Genomic DNA, 22,770 nt, shown 5'->3' with positions numbered 1-22,770 from the left:
AGATCATGGACTTGAAGCTGGAAGTGGTGCAGGTGCCAGTCTCTGACGTCGACCGAGCCAGGGACTTCTATGTGGCGGCGGGCTTTCGGTTAGATGCGGACTTTCCGGTTGGTGACGACTTTCGTGTGGTGCAGCTGACGCCGCCCGGGTCAGATGCATCGATCATCATCGGCGACGGTGTGACGACGGCAGCGCCGGGCTCGACCGAGGGCCTGCAGCTCGTCGTGGCCGACATCGAGGCGGCGCGCGCTGAGCTCACCGGCCGCGGTGTCGAGGTCAGCGAGGTGTTCCACGACGTGGGTGGCGTGTTCCACCACGGCGGCACCGAAGGTCGGGTGCCGGGCCCTGAGCCCGAGCACGGCAGCTACGGGTCGTTTGCCTCCTTCAGCGATCCGGACGGCAACGGCTGGGTCCTCCAAGAGGTCACGACCCGCCTTCCCGGACGGGTGACCGGGCCGACGACGTACGGCTCGGCCGGCGATCTGGCCGATGCGTTGCGGCGCGCGGCGGCCGCGCACGGTGAGCACGAGGCGCGGACCGGTGAGGCGGATGAGAACTGGCCGGCCTGGTATGCGGAGTACATGGTGCGCGAGCAGGCCGGAGAAGAGCTGCCGTTGTGAGCGATTACGACGCCATCGTGCTCGGCGCCGGCTCGCCAGGGGAGCACTGCGCCGGTGCGCTGGCCGAGGGTGGCCTGCGCGTGGCGGTGGTCGAGCGCGAGCTGGCTGGGGGCGAGTGCTCCTACTGGGCCTGCATCCCGTCCAAGACGCTGCTGCGGCCGGGCGAGGCGGTGCACGGAGCCCGCGACGCGGCGAGCCGCGCAGACATCGATGTCGACGCGGCCCTGGCCTGGCGCGACTTCATGGTGTCCAACTACTCCGACGCCGGGCAGGAGCGCTGGCTGGCGGGACAGGGCATCGACTTGCTGCGTGGCAACGGTCGACTCGCCGGGCCGGGTGCGGTCGAGGTCGACGGCGTACGCCACACCGCCGACCACATCGTCGTCGCGACCGGCTCTGAACCGACCATCCCGCCGATCCCGGGCCTGCGCGACCTCGAGGGCATCTGGACCAATCGCGAGGCGACCGGCATGAAGGCCGTTCCGCGCCGCCTGCTCGTCCTAGGTGGCGGACCGGTGGGCGTGGAGCTGGCGCAAGCTGTGCGCCGGCTCGGTGGCGAAGTCGTCCTGGTCGAGCGGGCCGAGCGCGTGCTCGACCGCGAGTCGGCGCCGTTGGGGGAGGCGCTTGGCGAGGTTCTGCACCGCGACGGGATTGAATTGGCCCTTGGCGCGGGGGCCACGGCGGTCCGGCGCGACGGCGAGGACTACATCTTGGAGCTCGATGAGCGCCGCGAGGTGCGCGGCGACCGGCTGCTCGTCGCCACCGGCCGGCGCCCGCGGACCGCGGGGATCGGTCTGGAGACGGTGGGCGTCGAGGTTGCCGATGGCGGCGGGATCCCGGTCGACGCCCATCTGCGCGTGGCCGACGGCCTGTGGGCGATCGGGGACGTCACCGCCATCTGGCCGCTGACCTATGTCGGCAAGTACCAGGGCGATGTGGTGGCCGCCAACGTCCTCGGCGAACCGCGCGAGGCCAACTACGACGCCATGCCGCGCGTCGTCTTCACCGATCCTCAGGCGGCCGCGGTCGGCGCGACCGAGGCCCGGTTCAGCGGGACCGCGCGGCTGTCCGAGCTGCCCAAGATGGAGACCTACTCGCGCGCGTACGCCGAGTCCAACGGCTTCCTGACCTTGCTCAGCGACGGTGAGCGGTTGACCGGCGCCTACGCCCTCGGCCCCGAGGCCGGCGAGTGGCTGCAGCAGGCGACGCTCGCTATTCGCGCAGGAGTGTCACTTGACATCCTGCGCGACACCATCCAACCGTTTCCGACCTTCTCGGAGCTCTACCTCGATGCGCTGAAGGCGCTCCGTGCGGAGATCAGGATGGCGTGACGTGGCTGAACCCCTTGGCGGCGGCGTCGGTGGCCTTGTCGGCGGCGCGCCAGGACTGCTTGAGCGTCGTCGTAGTCCGATCGCAGTCGTCGCGCTTGCGGCACGCGGTCCAGGTCTTGACCGCGCCCACATGGGTCAGATAGGCCGTGACGATCGTCACGTTGACCTCGTGCTGGCAGGTGGAGCTGGGGATGCCGGCGGTCTTCAGCGTGCGATAGCGAGCCCCCAGCGCCTTCGTCCTGGCGCTGTACTGCTTGTAGTTCGGGTCGCCGGCGACATCCTTGTTGATCTTGCGCAGCGCCGAGATGTACGGATCGAAGGTCTTGTGACAGGTCGCCACGACCTGGGTCTTTGACAGCTTCGGCGCCGGCGCTGGCGTCGTTGCCGCCGGAGCCGCGGTCGTCGCCGCGGGAGCCGGGGCTGCCGTCGAGGCCGGCGCGGCGGCCGTCGCGGCGCTGGTCGCAGCGGCCTGGTCGGCGGTGCTGGACGTTCCGGAATCGTCTGAGCCGCAAGCGGTCAGGGCTGCGGCGACGAGGACGGCAAGGACAGAGAGGACAACCAGGATTCGAGGCACGGCGCGAGCCTAGGCGCACGTGCTCGTCGCTGTAAAGCGTCAGTCCTTGCCAATGCGTCATGTCGCGCTGGCCGGCGGTTCAGGCTGCGGTGGATCAGCGTTTGGCTTTGGACTCGTTCAGCGCCACGGCGGCGCGAACGAGCGTCTTCAACGCCTGCTCATCAATCTTCTCGTCATCGTGGAAGTCGATGGCACGCCGCGTGTTGCCCTCAAGACTGGAGTTGAAGAGGCCCGCGGGATCCTCCAGCGCCGCCCCCTTGGCAAAGGTCATCTTCACGACGTTCTTGTAGGTCTCGCCGGTGCAGAGCATCCCGTCGTGGTACCACACCGGAACGCCTCTCCACTTCCACTCCTCGACGACGTCGGGATCGGCTTCTTTGACCAAGGTCCGGAGCCTGCTCAGCAGCTCGCCCCGCCAGTCGCCCAGCTCCTTGATTCTGGCGTCGATCAGCTGAGAAGGAGACGTGTTGCCCTGCGGTTCGCTCTTCGCCATGCCCGTTCTCTTTCTTGGTGCCGGAGCCGTGGAACACGGGAGGCCCCGCTGTGCGGGGCCTCCCGGGATGGTAGCTCGGCTCCAGGTGTTCAGGGGCGGGCCGGTTGCTGCGCCTCCAGTGCTGACTTGACCTTGGCGGTGTCGAGGCCGAGCTCCTTGGCGAGCGCGGCGGCCAGCTCATCGCTCTTGTCGCCGTGCACGGCGTCGAGCGCAGCTTGCGCCTTGTCCTGGGAGATCCCGAACTTCGCAGCGAGCGCCTTGGCAAGCGCCGAGTCATCCGGCTTGGCGGGGCGCTGCTGAGGCGTGGTGCCGCCGGCCGCCGGCGGGGCGGGGCGGTTGGCGTCGAGGACGGCCTGCACGTCGGCGGTCGACTGGCCGAGCGCCTTGGCGATGGCGGCGGTCCACTCCGTCTGCTTGTTGTCGCGGTTGCCGTTGGCGTCGGTCGGGCGCGTTGCGTCGAGTGCGGCCTGCAGCTTGGCCTCGGTGACCCCGAGCGTCTTGGCCAGCGCGGCGGTGTCGATGTGCGTGCCGCCCGGGCCGCCATGGCCGCGGCTACCCGGCCCGCCGGCCGCTTGCGTGTCCACGGAGGTGACCGCGAAGTCCTTGTCGACATGGACCTCGGCTTCGGTGCCGTCGGACTTGCGGACATGCGCCTCGTAGACGCCGCCCTCGTCGGTCTCGACGCGCAGGACCGTCGCGCCGGGCAGCTTCGCGAGCGCGGCGGCCTTCACCTTGTCGGCGGTATCGCCGGTGAGCGCCTGCTCGTTGGCGTTGCCGGACGGCGCGGACGAGCTGGACTGGGAGGCTGCGGTCGCATACGCGGCGCCGCCAAGGGACAGGCCGATCGCCGAGGCGACGATGGCGGTGCGGGACTTGATGTTGGACATGGCCGCAGCATCGACGGCGGACCTGAGTTGGCCCCGGGGCTGGGCTGAGGGCTGGCTGGGAGTCCTAGCTCGTTCAGACGAGGCTGAGGGTCAGGCCGGGGCGTCGGCGTCCTGCGTGGAGGCTGCGAACTCCCCGGGGCCCTGCTGCGCCGCCGCCGGATCCATCCACATGACCTGCCAGCCGTGGCCGTCGAGGTCGAAGAAGCTGCGTGAGTACATGAAGCCGTGGTCCTCGGTGTCGTCGTGGTCGGTGGCGCCCGCGGCGAGCGCGGCGTCGGTGACCGTGTCGACCTCGTCGCGGCTTGACACGCTGAAGCAGTAGAGCGCCAGCGCGTGCGTGGTGGGATCGGCCATCGGCAGCTTGGAGAACTCCGCGAATCTCTCGTGGTTGAGCAGCATGACGAAGGCGTGCTCGCCGACCAGCATGCAGGCGCCGGTCTCGTCGGAGAACAGCGGGTTGAAGCTGAACCCGAGCTTGGCGAAGAACGCCTTGCTGCGGTCGAGGTCGGCTACGGGGATGTTCACGAACAGCATGCGGCCGGGGTGCGCGGGAGTGGTCATGGTGAGGTAGACCGGCCCGGCCGGCGGAACTCATCGGTCCGGCGAGTCAGAGGCTGGAAACTCGCGAACGACTCTACGAACGTAGAGGATCGTGGCTCAACATCTGCTCATCGTTGATGTTTGCTGATGGATCGGTCTAGGGTCCCCGCCTCAGCGACCGATAGGAGATCACCATGGCTTGTGCATGTGTCAAGGCAGGGAAGTCCAAGTGCGCCTGGTGCAAGGAGGCCGAGGCTCACAACATTCCGACGTCGCGGCATAACTGCTCAACCCTCGGCGGATGTTCCTGACGACAGCCCACACCGGGTCGAGATCATGGACGCTGCCTACCACCTGTTCGAGGACTCGAACTTCGACGCTTACGACCGTGGCCGCTATCCGGCGGTGCTCAGGTCGGGGCTCGAACACCACCGTCTCGAGCTGTCCGACGTCTTGGCCGTCACGCAGGATTTCGCCTCTGGGCGATCTGCAGGACCGGCGTCTTCCGAGCGAACCTGCGCGGTGTGTTCAAAGCGCATCGAAGTCGACGATCTGATCCCGTACTCGTCCGTCGCGTCCGTGCACGAGCAGCGGTCGGGTCCGCACTCCCGGAAGCTGGTGTTGATCGGGCAAGGCGGCGGCAAGGTCGCGCAGATCGACTTCAGCCCCGCCGGTCCAACGCGAACGATCGAGCAGGCCGACGCCTGTCGAACCTCCGTCCTGGGCGCCCTGCGCTCTGCGATGCAGGCCTGACTGCGACCGCGATAGTCCAACCCTGAAACGCCGAGAGCCCTTGCATCGCAAGGGCTCTCGATATATGGGCGCGGCGGGTTTCGAACCTGCGACCTCTCGCGTGTGAAGCGCCATGCCGAACCGGCGCGTGAACCACGAAATGCCTGTAATTGGGCAGGTTCACGCGCCGGTGGCTACCCCGCTCCGGCGGGCCTGATCGCTCCGTTTCGGCCGCGATCGACAGCGATCGACGGCACCAGTGCCGGTCGACGCGCGTTGCGTCGCCGGCGGCCAGCGGTGACAGGCCAACCGCGGACATGTCCGAACAGTTGGCGAGGATCGCTCACCCATGCTGGCCGCCGCCGACACCACGGTCCCGATCGTCGCCATCATCACGTCGGGCATCGTCACCCCGTCGATCGTCGCGTGGTATTCGCTGCGTACTCAGAAGCGCCAGGATCGCCGTACCGAGCGAGACCATCAGCTGGCCCTGCTCGAAGAGGGCCTTAACGCCATCAGCCGGGAACGGCGACTTCTCCATGTGGGCTACAGCATGTGGCGCCACGGCGCCACGAAGCTCGACCTGCGGGTGTTCGAGAACGACAAGGCCATCACCGAGTGCATCGAGGAGATTTGGCTGGCCGAGAACCGCGTGCGCATTCGCTTTGGCCATCACTCGGTCGCCGCAACGGCCTTCGATGCTCTCGTCTCGGCCGCTGAAGACCTGTTTGAGGTCTACAGTCGCCACGGCACCGCTCAGGCCGGACCCACCGCGCAGGACGACGCGGATTGGCTGGTCGGCGTGAGAGACCTGGTGCGCGAGCAGAAGCGGTTCGTTGACGCAACGCGCGACGTCGCGGGTCTCGCCCCAGCAGGGCGGATCCGCCGACTGCGCTCCAGCATCGTGGCGTGGTTACCCGCGCGCCGATCTTAGTTCGACTGCTCGCCTCCAACGCAGGGGGTCAAAGGCAGCGCCATGTGGTGCGGCTCCAGCAGGGCGATGGCCTCGTGACCGAGAGCTTGTGGCACCAGCCGCTGTCACTGCCAGTGGCGGGCAGTGATTGACCGCCAGTGACTAGCGCTATAACAAGTCCGTCCGACGGTCGGTCGATACTGGCCGCCATGGCAGCCAAGGACCAACGGATCACCGTCCGCCTCGACGGCCGCGACCTGGAGAAGGTCGCGCTACTCGCCCGCCAGCACGGGCGTTCGACGGCAGAAGAGATCCGCGACATCCTGCGCGGCCACCTGACCGAAGCGACGCGGGCCGCTGGCGGGCGGCCCGACGTCGAGGACCCGCGTGTGCAGGACGCGAGCCGTGCGCCAGCGTAGACGCCCACTCAGTCACGACGCCCGGCTGCAGCGCCGAGTACGCCGCGCGAGCGACGCCGAGTTGTTGCAGCTCTTGATCGACTCGGTGGACGGCGTCGATCTCTCGCTGCGCGCTGCCCTGCTCGTCCTGGAGCCCGACGAAGTCGTCCGCCTGGCGCAGGATGCGCGCCAAGCCGCCGCCGCAGTGAGCGACCAGCTCGACGCGGAGCTGCGCCGCCGCGCGCCCAACGTCCGCATGATCGACCAGTACCGCACGCCGTGAATCCCCTGCGCGAGACGCTCAAGCCCGACGACCGGGCGGTCTACGACCTCTGGGCCGGCGCGCAGACCACCCGGTGCGAGAGCCGCGCCCACAGCGCGCTTCCCCGTGCCCGCCGGCGTGAGCACCGCTCGACACGTCGCCGCGGTCGTCGTAGCGCCTCCAGCGGTCGAGCTGGTCCAAGCGACGAAGGCGAGCCCGGACCAGCCGGGCATCACGCCACCACGGGCGGTCGCGCGTGCCGCGCCGTCCGCGTCGTCCTCTCACAGCGGGAGGCGGGCCGATGAGCCTCCGGGCCGTCGAGTGGGTCCTCAAGCACGCGCCACGCCACGGAGGCGCAAAGCGCGCCGTCTTGGTCGCCCTCGCCTGGCACGCCGACAACAACGGTGAGGACGCCTTCCCGTCGCAGGAGACCTGGGCCAGCAAGGCGGGCATGGGCGAACGAAGCCTACGCCGCATCGTCGCCGCGCTGGAGGCTGACGGCGAGATCGAACGCGACGGCCACCGGCCGGGCGGCGGCACGGTCCGTTGGCGCATCGTGGGCCTGGCCGGTCCGGCCAACAGTGGCCGGACCGACGATCCGGCCAACGGTGGCCGAACCGATCCGGCCGACGTTGGCCGGACCACCAACGAGATCCGGTCCGGCCAACGGGCGCCGTCCGGTCCGGCCAACGGGCGCCGCTCGGTCCGGCCAACGGGCGCCGACAACACGTCCCTTACAGGTCCAGACACGTCCGAACTGCCAAGCGCCGCTGAGGGCGCAGCTCCCTCTGAGACCCTGTCCTTGAGCACTCGCGGCAGGACCGACGTCGCGGGCGAGGCGAGCCGCGACGACACGGATAAGGGGCTCAAGAGGACCGACTCGCTGAGCGAGCGCATCGCTGAGCTGCACACCCTTCACTGCGAGGACGATGCGCCCTCGGAAGTCGGCCGCGCTCGGGGTGCCGCATGACGCCCGCCGAGCTGCGCGACGTCTTCACCGCCGTCGTGGAGGAGCAGCTCCGCGCCAGCGAGGAGCGCATCGCCCGCCGCGTCGCCGAGCTGGTCTCCCACACCGACACGTCGACCAGCTCCTCTGCGCTGATTGACGCCCACGAGGCCGGACGCCTGCTCGGCCGGAGTGCTGTCTGGGTCCGTCGCCACGCCGACCAGCTCGGCGCCGTCCGCCTGAGCGACGGTGCGCGGCCGCGGCTCGGCTTCGACCCGCAGCGGATCGCCGACGTCGTGGCCGCTCGCTGCGCAGGCGAGCGCTCGCCCGACCACGAAACCCCTGGACAGGACCACACGCCCGATGCTCTCGCTTCGGCGCCGTTGGCACCCAGGCTGTGCGCAGTGCCCGATCTCGGCGACGACCTCGCCTTCGACGCCACTCAAGGCACCGGGATGCCGTCATGGCGATGACCCCAGGCCCCGGCGAGCGCCAGCACGGCGAGAGCGCTAAGGCGTTCGCCGCCTTCCGCACCTACGTCGATCTCGGCCCGCGCCGCAGTACGGCACTGGTGGGGTGGAGTACGGGCACCGCTCATCGCGCCAGGCCGAAAAGTGGTCGTCTCGGTGGCGTTGGGTCGAGCGCGTGAGGGAGATCGAGAGCGCCGAGGCCACCGCGGCGGACGCCGGGCGCCGCGACGAGCTGCGCCGCATCGGCGAGCGCCAGGCGAAGGAGGCCAGGATCAACGCCAGCGCCGCGACGATGCCGGCGCAGGCGCTCTTCCGTCGCCTTGCGGATCAGCCCGAGCTGCTCGACTCGCTCTCGCCGTTGGACCTGCTCAAGCTGGCGCTGATCGGCGCCCGGTCCCATCACCGGGCGATCGTTGCCGAGCGCTTGGCGCTCGGGATGACGACCGAGCAGCCGGGCGAGCCGACCGCCCGCGACGACGCCGCCGCGGCGGCTGCCCGGATGACCGACGACGAGCTGGACGCCCGTCTTGGCGTCGTGGACGAGCTGGGCGCCGCACGCGATCGCCGGCGAGACCGCGAAGCCGCCCGAGAGGCCGCCAGCACGCCGTCTGGCGGAGGCGGACACCACGGCGTGCCTCTGCGCCGGCGCAGTGGCGCGACGCCACTGGACCGGCTCCTGGACTCCGATCCCGCCAACAACCCCAACAACGAGGAGTAGAGCACCACCATGAGCGACACCGAGAAGACGAAGGCCGAGCAGATCGCCGAGCTGCACGCGCAGATCGAAGAGCTGCGCGGCGGCGACGCTCGACCGTTGACCCCGGCCGAGATCCGGGCGCTTACGCCGGAGCAGGCGCAGCAGCGCTGGGAGGAGATCCAGGCCCAGGTGGCACAGTCGGCCGAGCCGCCGGCGCGTCCCCACGACGACGACGTGAAGGCCGACGGCACGGAGGCCACGGGCGTCGACCGCATCGCAGCGGCGTACGCCGAGGGCGCCAAGTCGTGAGCGCGCTCGCCGAGCTGGTCGAGCTGCGCGGCCGCGTCGAGCAGGCGCGGCGCAGCGTCGAAGCCGCCCAAGCTGACCAGTCGCGGGCCGGGCGTCGGCTCTCATCGGCGCGAGCGGCGGTGCGGGACTGCGATCCTGCCGACGCCGACCGGATGGCGCAGCTCACCACCGAGCTGGCGCGCGTCCAGGCCGAGGTCCAGGAGGTCTTGCTCGGCGAGGGCAGTGGCGCTCGGGCATCGGTTCGAGACGTCGCGGCTGACGCGCGCTACACCGATGCCGCGCAAGCGCTGGTCGACGCGGAGGCCGCGGTCGAGACGTGGCGCTGGACGCGCGCCGAGGACGCAGCCGCCGAGCTGCGCGACCAGGCGCGCGACCTCATCGACCGCTACCGGCCCGTCGCGGCCGAGGTCCAGAAGCTCGAACGCGAGTTCGCCGCGCTGGTGGCCATCTGGCACCCGCTGCTCGAACCGCTCGGGCTCACCGGCGACGACATGCCCGAGAGCCCCGCCGTCCATGGTCGGTTCTCGGAGCTGTCGCCGCCGATGCCGTTCGCCCTGCAGCGGCCCGAGGAGCGGACGCGAGAGGCGCGCGGCAAGCACGAGCGGATCCAGGACCAGCGCCGCGAGGCTCAGCGCCGCGCCGAGGCCGAGGCCGGGCTCGCCGCCGAGGCCGAGGCCGCCAGCGCTGGCGGGCCGCGCGTCGACCCGGTCACCGGGCAGCTGGAGGCGCCGGCGACCGCCTGACCGCCCGCCCGAACAGAAAGAGCTCCGCTGCCGGCAAAGCCCCTGCAACCAGCCCCGATCCCACCACCAACAACTCCGGCACGGGTGGCACCGACGCCACCGCAGTGCCGCTTCACCCCACCACACGAGAGGACCACAACCCCACCATGCCCCAGCCCAAGAAGCCCATCGACGTCGACCAGCTCACCGCGGAGGAGCGCGACCAGCTCCGCCGCCAGCTCGACGGCGAGCACGTCGACATCAACGCCGAGGAGCGCGCCCGGATGCGCCAGCGCGCCTTGGCCGGCCTGATGGACCCGCGCGACCACCTGCGCAGCTGCCCGGCACTCGCGCAGGACCAGCCGCGCGTGGAGGCGATCGGCTCCACACGGCCGGCGACCGCGACCGCCCCCGCCGAGGCGGTGACGATCGTCCGGTGCATCACCTGCGGCGGCCAAGTCAAGGAGGCGATCCGCGAGCCCGTCGCCGCGATCAACGCCCGCATCGCCCAGCAGGTCGCCGAGCAGCTCCGCGCCGACAACGGGACCGCCTGATGGCGCTTGACCCGACCGCGGACGCTGTCCTGGGCGCCGCACAAGACCCCGTCGCCAACCTGACCGCCCGCGTCCGCGACTTGGAGCGTCGACTCGAAGGCATGACCCGCCAGCCGACGATCCAGACCGGAGCCAGCGCGCCGAGCGCGCCGAGCGCGCCGAGCGCGCCGAGCGCCCGAGAGGGCACGCCGTACGGCCAGTCCGGCGCGGGCGGGCCGCGCCTCTGGTTGTACCTCAACAGCGGCTGGCACTCAGTGGTGCTGAGCTGATGGCCAACGACGCGCTGGATCCCGGCCCCAATGGCGACTACCCGTACTGGCCGCGCAACCCGGACGGCTCGTCGCGGATGCCCTACGGCGAGCGCATCCAGGCCGGGGTGAAGATCGACGTCACCGTCCGCGGTCCCAACGGCGAGCCGATCGGGCCGCCCGACTACCCGCCCAACCAGCCGGCGCCGTGATCGCCTGCGGCCACCGCGAGCGGTCGTCCGACCGCGAAGCGCCTGCACCCGCCGCACATGCGGCGAGCTGCAGGCGTGCCGCGCCGGCACTACGCCGCTCGGGGTGCCAGCTGCAGGCGGCCGCGTGAAGCGGTAGGGCGCGCGCTGTGACGCGCCGGCGACGTCTCCGTGGTGGGCGGGTTTCAAGGGTCCCCGCCCACCTCGAAGGCGCCGCCGGCGCCGAGAACCAACACCACCACCTTGGGAAGGAACCGCAACATGATGGCCTTGGGGAAGGAGAGCAGCGCGCAGGGCGGCATCGTCGCGGCGATCGGGGTTGGTGGCCCGGTCGCCGCGAGGACGCCGCTCTGCGCTCGCGGCGGTGCCCACGCGCCCGCTGGCACCACGAGAGCCCTAGAAAGCGCACAGGCGACGCGCGGCGGGCCATGGTGCGGCTCGCGCAGAGACGTTCTGCGAGGTATCGTCGGCCCGGACATCAAGTGGGGCGGCACCGCGACAACGGCCCGCCCCCGGCAACAGGAGGAGCGCTCCTGCTACGAGTCAGACCGTATCCGTGTGCGACGGATGAGGGCTGCTCGCCATCGGCGCTTCCTCCACCACCAGAAGGAGACCCGATGAGCAAGGTCAAGGGCGCGGTCCTGGAGCGCGCCACAACCAAGGGGACCGTGTACGCGCTGCGCTTCAGCGCCGGCGAGCACGGCCGCCAGTACGTGACGCTCGGCCGCGAGCGCGACGGCTGGACCCGCGAGCGCGCCGACGAGGAGTTGTCCTACGTCATCGCGCAGGTTCAGCGCGGCGTGTGGCGGCCGCCCAGGCGCGCGACGCCCGACGCGGCCGCAGCCGAGACGCGGCAGATGCCGACGTTCGGCGAGTTCGCCCGGCAGTGGCTCGACGCCCAGAAGATCGAGGGCGGCCGCCGCGGCTCCGGGCTCACCGAGGCCGGCGCCGCGGACCTGACGTGGCGGCTGCGCAAGCACCTGCTGCCGCACTTCGCCCGCGTCCCGCTCGACCAGATCACCGTTGAGGACGTCGACCAGTTCCGACGGCTGAAGGTCCGCGAGGGCGAGATCGGCGCGACGTCCATCAACAAGGTGCTGGCGACGATGGCCGCCGTCCTGGAGCTGGCGGTCGAGTACGACCTCATCGCCAAGAACCCGGCTCGGGGTCGCCGCCGGCGCCTCCCTGTCAGCTCGCCGCGGCGGACCTATCTCGACCGCGCGGAGCACATCACCGCGATGCTCGACGCCGCCGGCGAGCTGGACGCCGCCGCCCGCGTGCAGAAGGGTGAGCGGCGGGCGCTCCTGGCCACGCTGGTCTTCGCCGGTCTGCGGATCGGTGAGGCTCTCTCGCTCCGGTGGCGGGACGTCAACCTGGCCCGGGGCACGATCGCCGTTCGCGCGGCGAAGACCGACGCCGGCGTGCGGACGGTCGACCTGCTGCCGGTGCTGCGTGACGAGCTGCTGAGCTACCGCGCGGGGCTCGGCGACGTCGGCCGCGACGCGCTGGTGTTCGGCACGCGGACCGGGAAGCGGCAGGGCAGCAGCAACGTCCGCCGGCGCGTCCTGGCGCGCGCTGTCGAGCTGGCCAACGCCTCGCTGTTGGAGCGCGAGCTGGACCCGCTGCCCGAGCGCCTGACGCCGCACGGCCTACGTCGGACGTTCGCGTCGCTGCTGTTCGCCATCGGGGAGCCGCCGCCGCGCGTCATGGGCCAGATGGGGCACACCACGCCGGCGCTCACGCTGGCGATCTACGCCCGCGAGATGGACCGCCGCGACGGCGAGCCCGAGCGCCTCCGCGCGCTCGTGCAGGGCACAGGATTGGCACTGGAGACGTCTACGCCGCTCCCAGTGCCAGATGCGGTCGAGGTAGCTCGGGCGGCCTGAACGACGAGAGCCCTTGCAGGACAAGGGCTCTCGGGTGATGGGCGCGGCGGGTTTCGAACCTGCGACCTCTCGCGTGTGAAGCGAGCGCTCTCCCACTGAGCTACGCGCCCTCGTGGGCGGGCAGTTTAGCGGTAGGGCGGGACCTAGCCGGGCCTGATGTCGGGGGCGGCCTCGACGCGCAACGGGGTGGTGTCGGGGTAGAGCTCCGACAGCAGCCGGGAGAGCACCTCGAAGTCGTGGCGGTTGTCGGGCGCAGCCACGCGCCTGCCGACCACGCGCATGCCGCGATCTGGATGTCCAATACCCAGGCGGCGCGCTGATCGGGCTTGGTGGCCTTCCTGGCCGGCCCGCCGGTCGGGGGAAGTGGGTGCGCGTCGCGCAGGCGGCCGGCGACCAGCGCGCCGTAGCGGCCAAGGTGGTGGACGGCGACGAGGTCGCTGGTGATCAGCCGTGTGAACCATGCCCGTGCTGGCCGAAACGCATCGTCGCGCTGGGCGGCTTTGGCCAAGCCGTGGGAGATCTCCATGACCGTCGGAGCGGTGACGGTGACTGGGTCGCCGGCCGCCGCGCGTTCGAGCAGATGCAGCTCATGTTCGTTGCCGGGCGCCACCCGCGACGCGACCGTCGTATCCCAGATCTCAGTCAGGACGCTTCGCGGCCGCCGAGCATCGCTGAGCGCAGCGCTTCGTCTGGCGGGTAATCGGGGTCGACGTCGCGGCCTTCGCGGGCCACGGCGGCCCGCCGTTGCTGGGCGAGACGTTGGGCTTCCAGGCGACGCTGGCGCGCTGAGGCACCTTCCTCGGCCAACCGCACGATCGCGTCGTTGGGCGTGGTGCCCAACTCGGCCGCGAGCGTGCGCGCCGCCTCGAGGACCTCGTCGGGCACCTTGAGGGTCGTGCGGTGACCTGCGCGCTGCGGTGCTCGACGCCGCTGCTCCATGGAACGCATCATAGAGCATCATCCGACAGTCACGGCAACCCATGCCATCGCGCCCGGCGGCCCCAGCCTTTCGGGTGGTCTGTGACGTCATCGACACAAAATGACGCCCCCGTCAGGAATACTGGCGGGTATGTCCGCGACTCCCGCTCCGTCTGTTCCGACGACCACCGCCCCTGGCGGCAACGTCTACGTCGGCCCGTCGCTGGCCAGCTCGCTGTTCCGGTTCGCCGCGGCCCTCGCCGCCGCGCAGCGCTAAACTCGCTCGCGGACCGTGCTAGGCGGGGAGGTAGCGGTGCCCTGTCGCTCGCAATCCGCTCTAGCGAGGCCGAATCCCCGATCGAGGGGTGATGGTCAACGGGGTCTGCGCGCCGTGGCGGCGCTGATGGCCCGGGTCCCGCGCGACGACGGCTCGTGAACCAGGTCAGGTCCGGAAGGAAGCAGCCTTAAGCGATCACCGGCGGGCGCAGCGGGAGTTCCCGGTGCCGGAGCCGTCCTCCGGTGTGGCGCCCGTGGGCCGCATCACAAGTTCGGGTGCACGGTCCACTTCTTCAGCACGAAGGCCCCGCCGGTTCCGGCGGGGCCTTCGCTGTTTCGTCACACCAACATTGAGCTGCCGTTGAGGGTCTGACCCCTCTGGTCGTTCGGTCAGGCGGCTTCGGCGGCGAGGACCTGCGTGGGTGCGTCGATGCGCGCGGTCTTGCGCGCCGCGGTGCCCGGGATCAACAGCGCCAGCAGCGCGCCCGCGGCCAGGACCGCCGCACCGATCGGCAGCGCCGCGTTCATCCCGTCCACGTACGCCTGCGGCGACCCGTAGCCGCCGTGGGCGGTGAAGACGCTCGCGAGGATCGCGACGCCGAGGACGCCGCCGAGCTCACGGATCGCGTTGGTCGCCCCCGAGGCCAGGCCGGCCTCCTCTTCCTTGACCGACCCCAGGACCGCGTTGGCGGCCGGCGCGAAGACCAGCGCCATCCCGGCGCCCGCGAGGACGAACGGCACCAGCAGCGCGCTGTAGGCCACCGTCGGCGTCGTCACCGACGCCAGCCAGCCGATCGCGATCGCCTGCAGCGCAAGCCCGCTGGCCATCAGCGGCCGCGCGCCGATCCGGTCGCTCAGGATGCCGGCGATCGGCGCGACGAAGATCGGCATGATCGTCCACGGCAGCACCCGCAGCCCGGACTGCAGCGGCGACAGGCCCTGCGTCGTCTGGAAGAACTGCGACAGCAGGAAGATCGAGCCGAAGACGCCGAAGAACATCGCCAGCGACGTGCCGTTGGTCGCGCTGAAGGCCCGCGAGCGGAAGAAGCGCAGCGGCAGCATCGGCGCCGGGGCGCGGTGCTCCCACGCCAGGAAGGCCACCAACAACACGAGGCCGGCGGCGATCGAGGCGACGATCGTCGTCGAGGTCCAGCCCAGCGCCTCGCCGCGCACGATCCCGTAGACGACGCCGAGCAGGCCGGCGCCGGCGAGTCCGATGCCGGGGAGGTCGAGGCGGCCCGCGGGGCCGTAGGACTCGCTCAAGAAGCGACGCGAGAGCGGCACCAGCACGAGGCCGATCGGCACGTTGATCCAGAAGACCCAGTGCCAGGAGATGCCGTCCACGACCGCGCCGCCGACAACCGGGCCCAGCGCGACGCCGAGGCCCGAGATCCCCGACCAGGCGCCGAGGGCGAGGCCGCGCTTCTCGAGCGGCACGGCCGCGCTGAGCAGCGTCAGCGTGAGCGGCAGGACGATCGCCGCGCCGAGGCCCTGGGCGGCGCGGGCGGCGACGAGCGCATCGGTCGACGGCGCCAGCGCGGCCGCCGCGCTCGACAGCGTGAACAGCCCGATGCCGATGCCGAACATGCGCCGCCGCCCGAAGCGGTCGCCGAGCGCGGCACCGGTGAGCAGCAAGACGGCAAACGCCAAGGTGTAGGCGTTGACCGTCCACTCCAGCGACTCCAGCGAGGCGCCGAGGTCGACGCGGATGGTCGGCAGCGCGGTGCTGACGACGAGGTTGTCGAGCGTGACCATGAAGAGCGCCACGCTGACGATCGCGAACGTCCAGCCGGCACGTGGGCGGCGGGACGGCGGTGCGGGGGAGAGGGTCATCTCGGCCTCCTGGACCGTAGGTGCAAGAGTGAGCGCTCACTCACTCGATGGGTAAAAAAAGGGAGGTGGGACATGGTTGATCAGCAGACCCGCAGGGTTGCGGCCCATGGGCCGTGCTCGTCGGTGGCGCCGATGGCGGCCATGACGTTCAGCAGCATCCCGGTGGCGAAGAACTGGTGGATCTCTTCGGGCGTCAGCTCGGTCTCGCGCTCGACGAGCGCGTAGAGCTCGGCGAACCAGGCGCGCGACACGGCAGCGACCTCGGGCATCGACGCGGCGGCCGCGTGCTGGTGGATCTGCGTCATCAGCATCGAGCGGTCCTCGAGCAGCTCGCCGTAGGCCTCGCCCATGGCCTCCTTGGGATCCTCGCCGGCGGCGCGCGCCCGGGCGGCGGCTGCGACGAAGGCCTCCTTGATGCGCTCGTTGGAGCGGTCGATCACCGCGAGGACGAGGTCGCTCTTGGTGGGGAAGAGGCGGAAGAGGTAGGCCTGCGAGATGCCCGCCGCCTTGGCGATCTCGGTGGTCGGCGTGCCGAGGAAGCCGCGCTCGGCGAAGGCGGACATGCCGACCTCGAGCACGGTCTCGCGCCGCACGTCGGCGGTGGAGAGGGTGCGCTTGGTGGGGGAGGCGGTGGGCGTCATGCAGGTGTGAGTATGCACTCACTCACACATCGTGTCAAGGGCCGCGCGGCTACTTCCCGCAGGCGCCGACGATGCGCCAGTAGCGCAGCACGTCGTCGTAGCCGTCGGTGGTGGGCGGGGGCGGCGGCAGCGCGCGGTCCTTGTCGCGCGCGTCCAGGATGAACTCGTCAGCGACGGCCTGCGAGGTCGGGATGATCGACGGGTCGATCCAGCGGCCGGTCTCCTGCGCGCTGCGGATCTTGCGGGGACGGATGCCGGTCCACAAGGCGACCTGGGGGACGGCGCGGCGGTTGGGGACGGTCGGCGGGCAGTCGGCCAGCGGGTAGTCGCCGACGAGCGTGTGCAGCTCGTCGAGGATGTGGGTCTGGGTCACCAGCGCACTGCGGGTGTTGCGCAGGCGGTCGACCTGTGACGGGATGAACGCGACGCAGCCCAGCGCGGTGATGATGCCCAGCACGGCCCAGCGCATCCGCCACGGGTCTGCGCGTGGCAGCAGCGTCCAGCCGCAGATCGCAGCCGCGGCGAAGATCGCCAAGATCGTCGCGGGCAGCAGCAGGTAGCGGGTGAGGATCGAGAGGCCCGCGGTCGCCAGGACGCAGAAGGCCGCGACCGCCAGGACGCCGGCGGCCGCGCCCAGCAGCGGGCCGCGCGTGCGTAGCCGCCACAGCGACAGCACGCCGCCGACCGCGGCGCCGAAAAGCACCGGCTCGCGCAGGATCTCGCCGAGGCGTCGCGGCAGCGTGGTCGGGACGCGTTGGAGACCTGTCACGCGTCCGAGATCCTCGGCCGTCGAGCGGGTACCGGTGAGCGAGTGCAAGGGGTCGCCGGTGACGGCGAGGTCGCTGAGCGCCCAGAGAACGGGTGCGCCGACGAGCAGGGCGATGTGGGTCCGGGTGAGCGCACCACCGCGCCAGAGCCAGATCACGTAGGCGAAGGCGAAGAGCCACGCTTCGGGTCTGAGCAGGCCGGCCAAGGCCATCAACATCAAGACGGGCGTCCCGGCGCGCGGGCGCCGCGTCTCGACGAGCAACGCCCCCAACAACAGGCAGATGTAGGGGATGTCGACGTAGGCGCGCACGCCGTAGCTGAGGACGGGTTCGCGGGTGAGGACGATCAGCGCGGCGACGATGCCCGTCGCGCCGTTGAACCACGCCCGCCCGAGCGCGTAGACCAACCACCCCAAGATGCCCAGCGCGAGGAACGCGAGGATCTCGAAGAGGCCCTCGCCGAAGCCGACGCTGACCAGCGAGCCGAGTGCGCCCACCAGCGTCGCCAGCGGATGCGGCGTCGGGGCGAAGGCCACCGTGTAGTCGGGGGTGCGGCCGTGGACGAGGTCGTGGCCCCACAGCAGCGCGTACTCGGTGTCGTAGTTGAGGAAGCGCGCCGGCGCCGCAGCCAGCGCGACGAGCGCCGCGAGGGCGACCGACACGGCAGCAGGGATGTACAAGGGGCGCGGCCGCATGGGCGGCGCGGAAACTACTGGGACTTCAGGTCGGCCAGGCCGATCAGCAGCTCGCGCGCGCTGTGGTACCCCAGCTCCAGCCCGCGCAGCGAGAACGACTCGTTGGGCGCGTGGAACGGGTCGTCGGGCAGGACGAAGCCGGTGACGATCGTCGGGATGCCCTTGGCGCCGAAGTCGGCGACGATCGGGATCGAGCCTCCGCTCCGCACGAACGCGGGCGCCACGCCGCAGGCGCGCTCCAGCGCGGCGGCCGCCAGCGCAATCGCCGGCGTGTCGACTCCGAAGAGCGCCGGCTGCGCGCTGTGGGAAGAGACGACGTCCAGCTCGGCGCCATCAGGCAGACCGGCACGCAGCAGACGAACCAGCTCGTCGCCCATCGCCTGCGGGTCCTGGCCGGGCGCGAGGCGGATCGACACCGTGCAGCGCGTGACCGCCGGAATCACCGTGCGCGCGTCGCCCGCGACGATCTGGTCGACGTCGACCGCGGTCTCGCTCCCGTTGCGCGCCACGTACTCGGCGCCCGCGCCCGGGTAAGCAGGGCGCGCGCCGGCGGCGGCCAGCGCCTCGTCGCCCGACGGCAGGGCCTTCCAGGACTCGCGCTCGGCGTCGGCGACCGGTGCGATTCCGACGCGCAGCTCGTCGCGGACGCGCCCGGCGTCGTCGGGGAGGACCTGCGCCAGCGCGCGGTGCAGGGCGTGCAGCGAGTTCAGCGCGCTGCCGCCGTACATGCCGGAGTGCAGGTCGCGCTGGGCCGCGCGGACGTCGAAGGTCAGCAGGACGACGCCGCGCAGGCCGACGGTGATCGCGGGCAGGTCGGGCCCGGCCATGCCGCTGTCGTAGACGATCGCCGCGTCGGCGCCGCGCTCGTCGGCAGCCAGCCAGGCGGAGATCGACTCGCCGCCGGCCTCCTCCTCGCCCTCGACCGCGACGCGCACGTGGACGGGCAGCTCGCCCGCCTTGGCCAGCTCGCAGGCGGCGTGCAGGAGCGGCAGGAAGTTGCCCTTGTCGTCGGCGGCACCGCGCGCGAAGACGCGGCCGTCGCGGACCTCGGGCTCAAACGGCGGGCTGGTCCAGAGGTCGAGCGGCTCGGCGCCCTGGACGTCGTAGTGGCCGTAGATCAGGACGGTCGGCGCGTCGTCGCCGGTCGACGCGCGCAGCTCGCCGACGACCAGCGGATTGCCGCCGTCGATGGTGACCAGCTCGGCTTCGCCGCCCGCGTCGCGAACCTTCGCGGCGGCCCATTCGGCGGCGCGCGCCAGGTCCGCCGGGTCGCCGCCGCCCGTGGAGATGCTGGGGATGCGCAGCCAGTCGAAGAGCTCGTCGAGGAGGGGATCGGCCATCCCGCCAGCCTAGGGAGCCGCCGCCTCTCCCGGCTCTACACTCATCAGTCCGTGTCTGCCGGACCATCGCTCTACCGCCGCCATCGCCCGCGGACGTTCGCCGACGTCATCGGCCAGGAGCACGTCGTGCGCACGCTCCGCAACGCCATCGGGCAGGACGCGGTGCATCACGCGTACCTGTTCGTCGGCTCGCGCGGAACGGGCAAGACGTCGATGGCCAAGATGCTCGCCGCGTGCCTGAACTGCGTCGACGGTCCGACGGTCGAGCCGTGCGGCGTCTGCGAGTCGTGCGTGTCGATTGCGAGCGCCACGTCGATGGACGTCATCGAGATGGATGCCGCGTCCAACAACTCGGTCGACGACATCCGCGAGCTGCGCGACTCGGTCCAGTACGCCCCGGTCACCGGCCGCTACAAGGTGTACATCTTGGACGAGGCCCACATGCTTTCCTCGGCCGCGTGGAACGCGTTCCTGAAGACCTTGGAAGAGCCGCCGCCGTCGACGATCTTCGTGCTGGCGACGACCGAGGCGCACAAGATCATGGACACGGTCGTCGACCGCTGCCACCGCTTCGACTTCCGCCGGCCGACCGTCGAGCAGCTCGCGACGGTGGTGCAGCGGGTGGCGGGCAAGGAGTCGATCGAGATCGCGCCTGAGGCGGTCGCGCTGGTCGCCCGCAACGCGACGGGCTCCTACCGCGACGCGCTCGGCACGCTCGAGCAGCTGGTGACCTACTCGGGCGCGGCGATCGCGACCGAGGACGTGCTGGCGGTGCTCGGCGTCGCCGACGACGACCTGCTCTTCGGCGCGCTGGACGCCATCGCCGCCCACGATGCGCGCGCGGCGTGGCAGGTGGCAGCGCGCCTGGCCGACTCCGGCCGCGAGCCCGCGCAGTTCCTGAAGGACTTGGAGACGCACGCGCGCGACGTGCTCGTCACGCAGACGCTCGGCGAGGTCCCGCCGCAGCTGGCGATCACCGCCGAGCGCGATGCGCGGCTGGCCGATCAGGCCGCGCGAATGTCGGGTGCCGATTCGGTTCGGCTGCTCGACCTGCTGGCCGCGGGCATGCGGCTGGCCAAGGATGGGGCGGATGCGCAGACGCAACTGGAAGTCGCGTTGGTGAAGGCGGCCGCGCCGGAGGTCGACCCGTCGACGCGCGCCTTGCTGGCGCGGATGGAGCGGATGGAGGCGGCGCTTCGCGGCGGGGCGCCGGTGGCCGCTGCGCCCGCTGGCGCACAGCCGCCGGCTGCGCCTGCCGCACAGTCGGTGCCTGCGCCTGTGGCTGCTGCGCCTGCAGTCCCGGCGCCTCCGTCTTCGTCGCCGCCCGCCGCGCCGGCGCCCGCGCCGGTGGGCCCGTCGGGCGCGGATCTGTCGGATCCGACAGGCCCACCGCTCGCTGAGGAGCAGCCGTCGGCGCCGGCGCGCTCGGACGCCGTGAGCTCATCGCGCCCAACGGGCCCACCCGAGCCGGCACGGGCGCCCGTCGCGGAGGCCGCTGTGCCTGAGCTCGTCCGCGAGCCCACCGCCGTCGCGGTCGCCGAGCCGCCGGCGCCGATCGGCGAGCTCGACCTCGCGATGGTCCAGGAGCTCTGGCCCGCGGTCTTGCAGAACCTCGCCGAGTCCAATCAGCTCTTGGCCGGCTGCCTAGCGGAAGCGCGCCCGATGGCCGTCTCGGGCCGCGAGATCACCCTGGCGTTCACGCCCGAGTGCGGCTTTCAGAAGAAGAAGGCCGAGGGCGCGGCCGAGCGCCAGTTGCTGACCGCCGCGTTCAAGGAGCTCACCGGCATCGCGCCGCGGCTGCTGCTCGAGACCCGCGACACCGAGGAGCTCGGCGCCGAGCCCGAAGTCCTCGGCGAGGATGACTTCATCGCCCGGTTGCGGGCAGAATTCGATGCTGTCGACCACCAGCCCGACCAGGAAGACCAGGAGCAGGCCTGATGCCGCAGCCCAACATCCAGAACATGCTCAAGCAAGCCCAAGAGGTCATGGCCGCCCAGCAGGAGGCCCAAGAGGCGCTCAAGGAGCAGAAGGTCGAGGCCTCGGCCGGCGGCGGGATGGTCAAGGTCGTCGTGTCCGGTGATCTGCGCCTGGAGTCGCTGACGATCGACCCCGACGCGGTCGATCCCGAAGACGTCGAGATGCTCCAGGACCTCGTCCTGGCCGCGACCAACGAGGCGCTGCGCCAAGCCGTCGAGCTGCAGGAGAAGGCGATGCAGGGCGCGTCGGGCGCCGGCGGCTTTGACCCGATGTCCGCGCTCGAGGGCCTCGGCCTGGGCGACGCGCTCGGCGGCCTCGGTGGCGGTGGCGGTGGCGGAATCGGGCCCGGCCCCGGCGCGCCGGGCATGAACCGCGCGGCGCGCCGCGCCGCGGCGAAGAAGAACCGCTAGGTGTTCGCCCCGCCCGTCCAGCGCCTGGTCACCGAGCTGGGCAAGCTGCCCGGCATCGGCCAGCGCACGGCGCAGCGGCTGGCGTTCCACATCCTCGGCACCGACCCCGAGGACGCCAACGCCCTGGCCGCGGCGATCCGCGAGGTCAAGGAGAAGATCCGCCCGTGCGAGGTCTGCTTCAACCTGGCCGACGAGGCGCGCTGCCGGATCTGCCAGGACGAGCGCCGCGACCCCGCGATCATCTGCGTCGTCGAGGGCCCGGGGGACATCGTCCCGATCGAGCGCACCCACGAGTTCCGCGGGCGCTACCACGTGCTGGGCGGCGCCCTGTCGCCGATCGACGGCGTCGACCCGGAGGACCTCAAGGTCGCCGAGCTCTACCGCCGGGTGAGCGAATCCCACCCGCCCGTCCGCGAGGTCGTCATCGCCACCAACCCGACGACGACCGGCGAGGCGACCGCGCATCACATCGCCGCGGCGCTGCACGAGCGCACGCCCGACGTCGCGGTGACGCGCCTGGCCTCCGGCCTGCCGGTCGGCGGCGACCTGGAGTACGCCGACGAGGTGACGCTCGGCCGCGCGTTCGCCGGCCGTCGTGAGATCGCCTGAGCGGTCGACCTCCTCGTAGGCTCCGCCGATGGCTGAGCCCGACATCGCGTTCACGACCCTCAACACCAACGGCAGCGAGCGCTTCCAGTCGCTGCGCCGGGAGCTCGGCGTCACGAGCTTCGGGATGAACCTCGCGATCCTCGCCCCGCGCCAGCGCGGGCGGATCCACGCCCACGAGCACCAGGAGGAGGTCTACCTCGTGCTCGAGGGCGAGCTGACGCTCGGCGTCGAGGGCGTCGAGCACACGGTCGCCCGCGGCGGGCTCGTGCGCGTGGCGCCGGGCGTCCGCCGCCAGCTCGTCAACCGCGGGACGACGGCGCTCCAGCTGCTCGCCCTCGGCGGCGCCGGCGAGCACGTCGGTCGCGACGGGAAGGCGTGGGAGTCCTGGGACGAGGATGGCGACGGCCGCGCGCCGCAGGACGTCGCGCTGCCGGCGGACCTGCCGGTTTAGGCGGACGCGACCGCGTCGCCGGCGCCGAGGCGCTCGGGCGCGGTCGGCGGCGGGAGCGCGCG

General features: G+C 71.5%; 30 protein-coding genes, 1 tRNA gene and 1 other RNA gene. 21 read left to right on the top strand and 11 right to left on the bottom strand.

Annotated elements, in window-relative coordinates; all coding sequences use genetic code 11:
• Nucleotides 1–5 precede the first annotated feature (5 nt).
• Both VGO10_RS02110 and VGO10_RS02105 read left to right on the top strand, forming a co-directional pair.
• Complete coding sequence (locus VGO10_RS02110) at nt 6–620, top strand: VOC family protein (RefSeq protein ID WP_327464653.1); 615 nt, start codon at nt 6–8, stop codon at nt 618–620.
• Nucleotides 617–1,951, top strand: a complete 1,335-nt coding sequence (locus VGO10_RS02105; protein ID WP_327464651.1) for an NAD(P)/FAD-dependent oxidoreductase — start codon at nt 617–619, stop codon at nt 1,949–1,951. Before VGO10_RS02110 ends, VGO10_RS02105 begins: the two co-directional genes overlap by 4 nt.
• On the opposite strand, the gene VGO10_RS02100 is transcribed toward VGO10_RS02105, so the two are convergent.
• From VGO10_RS02100 to VGO10_RS02085, 4 genes are all read right to left on the bottom strand, one after another.
• Nucleotides 1,938–2,525 (bottom strand): hypothetical protein, encoded by a 588-nt coding sequence (locus VGO10_RS02100; RefSeq protein ID WP_327464649.1) that lies wholly within the window; start codon nt 2,523–2,525, stop codon nt 1,938–1,940. The two genes, VGO10_RS02105 and VGO10_RS02100, sit on opposite strands and share 14 nt — an antisense overlap.
• 94 nt (nt 2,526–2,619) lie before the next feature.
• Nucleotides 2,620–3,018, bottom strand: coding sequence for a DUF1801 domain-containing protein (locus VGO10_RS02095; RefSeq protein WP_327464647.1), 399 nt, complete (start codon nt 3,016–3,018; stop codon nt 2,620–2,622).
• A gap of 89 nt (nt 3,019–3,107) precedes the next feature.
• Complete coding sequence (locus VGO10_RS02090) at nt 3,108–3,905, bottom strand: hypothetical protein (protein WP_327464645.1); 798 nt, start codon at nt 3,903–3,905, stop codon at nt 3,108–3,110.
• A 90-nt stretch (nt 3,906–3,995) separates the two neighbouring features.
• The gene (locus VGO10_RS02085; RefSeq protein WP_327464643.1) at nt 3,996–4,466 is read right to left on the bottom strand and encodes a VOC family protein; all 471 of its coding nucleotides are present in this window, start codon (nt 4,464–4,466) and stop codon (nt 3,996–3,998) included.
• Nucleotides 4,467–4,781: 315 nt separating this feature from the next.
• On the opposite strand from VGO10_RS02085, the gene VGO10_RS02080 reads away from it, so the two are divergent.
• The 12 genes from VGO10_RS02080 (at nt 4,782) to VGO10_RS02025 (ending at nt 10,908) form a co-directional block, all read left to right on the top strand.
• Entirely contained in the window at nt 4,782–5,198 is a 417-nt protein-coding gene (locus tag VGO10_RS02080; RefSeq protein WP_327464641.1) for a hypothetical protein, read from the top strand.
• A 328-nt stretch (nt 5,199–5,526) separates the two neighbouring features.
• Nucleotides 5,527–6,111 carry a hypothetical protein gene (locus VGO10_RS02075; RefSeq protein WP_327464639.1) on the top strand — a complete coding sequence of 195 codons (585 nt, stop codon included), beginning with the start codon at nt 5,527–5,529 and terminating at the stop codon, nt 6,109–6,111.
• 188 nt (nt 6,112–6,299) lie between these two features.
• A complete protein-coding gene (locus VGO10_RS02070; RefSeq protein ID WP_327464637.1) occupies nt 6,300–6,509 on the top strand; it encodes a ribbon-helix-helix protein, CopG family in 210 nt (69 codons plus the stop codon).
• Nucleotides 6,496–6,771 (top strand): hypothetical protein, encoded by a 276-nt coding sequence (locus tag VGO10_RS02065; protein WP_327464635.1) that lies wholly within the window; start codon nt 6,496–6,498, stop codon nt 6,769–6,771. The genes VGO10_RS02070 and VGO10_RS02065 overlap by 14 nt, the downstream gene beginning before the upstream one ends.
• Before the next feature lie 280 nt (nt 6,772–7,051).
• A complete protein-coding gene (locus VGO10_RS02060; RefSeq protein WP_327464633.1) occupies nt 7,052–7,720 on the top strand; it encodes a helix-turn-helix domain-containing protein in 669 nt (222 codons plus the stop codon).
• Nucleotides 7,717–8,169: a hypothetical protein gene (locus tag VGO10_RS02055; protein ID WP_327464631.1), complete on the top strand. Its 453-nt coding sequence runs from the start codon at nt 7,717–7,719 to the stop codon at nt 8,167–8,169. Before VGO10_RS02060 ends, VGO10_RS02055 begins: the two co-directional genes overlap by 4 nt.
• 172 nt (nt 8,170–8,341) lie before the next feature.
• Nucleotides 8,342–8,884, top strand: coding sequence for a hypothetical protein (locus VGO10_RS02050; protein WP_327464629.1), 543 nt, complete (start codon nt 8,342–8,344; stop codon nt 8,882–8,884).
• Between the two features lie 9 nt (nt 8,885–8,893).
• The gene (locus VGO10_RS02045) at nt 8,894–9,172 is read left to right on the top strand and encodes a hypothetical protein (protein ID WP_327464627.1); all 279 of its coding nucleotides are present in this window, start codon (nt 8,894–8,896) and stop codon (nt 9,170–9,172) included.
• Nucleotides 9,169–9,915 carry a hypothetical protein gene (locus VGO10_RS02040; protein ID WP_327464625.1) on the top strand — a complete coding sequence of 249 codons (747 nt, stop codon included), beginning with the start codon at nt 9,169–9,171 and terminating at the stop codon, nt 9,913–9,915. Before VGO10_RS02045 ends, VGO10_RS02040 begins: the two co-directional genes overlap by 4 nt.
• A 146-nt stretch (nt 9,916–10,061) precedes the next feature.
• Nucleotides 10,062–10,448, top strand: coding sequence for a hypothetical protein (locus VGO10_RS02035; RefSeq protein ID WP_327464623.1), 387 nt, complete (start codon nt 10,062–10,064; stop codon nt 10,446–10,448).
• Nucleotides 10,448–10,717: a hypothetical protein gene (locus VGO10_RS02030; protein WP_327464621.1), complete on the top strand. Its 270-nt coding sequence runs from the start codon at nt 10,448–10,450 to the stop codon at nt 10,715–10,717. The genes VGO10_RS02035 and VGO10_RS02030 overlap by 1 nt, the downstream gene beginning before the upstream one ends.
• Nucleotides 10,717–10,908, top strand: coding sequence for a hypothetical protein (locus VGO10_RS02025; RefSeq protein ID WP_327464619.1), 192 nt, complete (start codon nt 10,717–10,719; stop codon nt 10,906–10,908). Before VGO10_RS02030 ends, VGO10_RS02025 begins: the two co-directional genes overlap by 1 nt.
• Before the next feature lie 182 nt (nt 10,909–11,090).
• On the opposite strand, the gene VGO10_RS02020 is transcribed toward VGO10_RS02025, so the two are convergent.
• Nucleotides 11,091–11,291, bottom strand: coding sequence for a hypothetical protein (locus tag VGO10_RS02020; protein WP_327464617.1), 201 nt, complete (start codon nt 11,289–11,291; stop codon nt 11,091–11,093).
• A gap of 231 nt (nt 11,292–11,522) precedes the next feature.
• Here VGO10_RS02020 and VGO10_RS02015 point away from each other — a divergent pair, with 231 nt between their 5' ends.
• The gene (locus tag VGO10_RS02015) at nt 11,523–12,791 is read left to right on the top strand and encodes a tyrosine-type recombinase/integrase (RefSeq protein ID WP_327464615.1); all 1,269 of its coding nucleotides are present in this window, start codon (nt 11,523–11,525) and stop codon (nt 12,789–12,791) included.
• 38 nt (nt 12,792–12,829) lie between these two features.
• Here the strand turns inward: VGO10_RS02015 and VGO10_RS02010 are convergent.
• Nucleotides 12,830–12,901 (bottom strand) — tRNA-Val (locus tag VGO10_RS02010).
• Nucleotides 12,902–13,433: 532 nt separating this feature from the next.
• Nucleotides 13,434–13,730, bottom strand: coding sequence for a hypothetical protein (locus VGO10_RS02005; protein WP_327464613.1), 297 nt, complete (start codon nt 13,728–13,730; stop codon nt 13,434–13,436).
• 130 nt (nt 13,731–13,860) lie between these two features.
• Between VGO10_RS02005 and VGO10_RS02000 the strand changes: the two genes are divergently transcribed.
• Together VGO10_RS02000 and ffs are read left to right on the top strand one after the other, a co-directional pair.
• Nucleotides 13,861–13,986: a hypothetical protein gene (locus VGO10_RS02000; RefSeq protein WP_327464611.1), complete on the top strand. Its 126-nt coding sequence runs from the start codon at nt 13,861–13,863 to the stop codon at nt 13,984–13,986.
• Nucleotides 13,987–13,999: 13 nt separating this feature from the next.
• Nucleotides 14,000–14,269: signal recognition particle sRNA large type (gene ffs / locus VGO10_RS01995), an RNA gene on the top strand.
• A 106-nt stretch (nt 14,270–14,375) separates the two neighbouring features.
• Here ffs and VGO10_RS01990 read toward each other — a convergent pair.
• The 4 genes from VGO10_RS01990 to VGO10_RS01975 form a co-directional block, all read right to left on the bottom strand.
• The gene (locus VGO10_RS01990; protein WP_327464609.1) at nt 14,376–15,818 is read right to left on the bottom strand and encodes a DHA2 family efflux MFS transporter permease subunit; all 1,443 of its coding nucleotides are present in this window, start codon (nt 15,816–15,818) and stop codon (nt 14,376–14,378) included.
• A gap of 80 nt (nt 15,819–15,898) precedes the next feature.
• Nucleotides 15,899–16,459 carry a TetR/AcrR family transcriptional regulator gene (locus VGO10_RS01985; RefSeq protein WP_327464607.1) on the bottom strand — a complete coding sequence of 187 codons (561 nt, stop codon included), beginning with the start codon at nt 16,457–16,459 and terminating at the stop codon, nt 15,899–15,901.
• Nucleotides 16,460–16,508: 49 nt separating this feature from the next.
• Complete coding sequence (locus VGO10_RS01980) at nt 16,509–17,888, bottom strand: hypothetical protein (protein WP_327464605.1); 1,380 nt, start codon at nt 17,886–17,888, stop codon at nt 16,509–16,511.
• Nucleotides 17,889–17,935: 47 nt separating this feature from the next.
• Nucleotides 17,936–19,261, bottom strand: coding sequence for a M20/M25/M40 family metallo-hydrolase (locus VGO10_RS01975; RefSeq protein WP_327464603.1), 1,326 nt, complete (start codon nt 19,259–19,261; stop codon nt 17,936–17,938).
• Nucleotides 19,262–19,312: 51 nt separating this feature from the next.
• On the opposite strand from VGO10_RS01975, the gene dnaX reads away from it, so the two are divergent.
• Genes dnaX through VGO10_RS01955 form a run of 4 tightly spaced genes read left to right on the top strand, consistent with a single transcriptional unit; the run spans nt 19,313 to nt 22,708 of the window.
• The gene (dnaX, locus tag VGO10_RS01970; protein WP_327464601.1) at nt 19,313–21,199 is read left to right on the top strand and encodes a DNA polymerase III subunit gamma/tau; all 1,887 of its coding nucleotides are present in this window, start codon (nt 19,313–19,315) and stop codon (nt 21,197–21,199) included.
• Complete coding sequence (locus VGO10_RS21715; RefSeq protein WP_349258910.1) at nt 21,199–21,648, top strand: YbaB/EbfC family nucleoid-associated protein; 450 nt, start codon at nt 21,199–21,201, stop codon at nt 21,646–21,648. The genes dnaX and VGO10_RS21715 overlap by 1 nt, the downstream gene beginning before the upstream one ends.
• The gene (gene recR, locus VGO10_RS01960) at nt 21,649–22,257 is read left to right on the top strand and encodes a recombination mediator RecR (protein WP_327464599.1); all 609 of its coding nucleotides are present in this window, start codon (nt 21,649–21,651) and stop codon (nt 22,255–22,257) included.
• Between the two features lie 28 nt (nt 22,258–22,285).
• The gene (locus tag VGO10_RS01955) at nt 22,286–22,708 is read left to right on the top strand and encodes a cupin domain-containing protein (RefSeq protein ID WP_327464597.1); all 423 of its coding nucleotides are present in this window, start codon (nt 22,286–22,288) and stop codon (nt 22,706–22,708) included.
• The last annotated feature ends 62 nt before the right edge of the window (nt 22,709–22,770 follow it).

Origin of the sequence: Baekduia sp. (assembly GCF_035996765.1) — a bacterium.
In the GTDB taxonomy this organism is placed as follows: Bacteria; Actinomycetota; Thermoleophilia; order Solirubrobacterales; family Solirubrobacteraceae; genus Baekduia.
The sequence above is the reverse complement of the archived record's forward strand: the minus strand, read 5'-3'. Positions and strand labels throughout refer to the sequence as shown.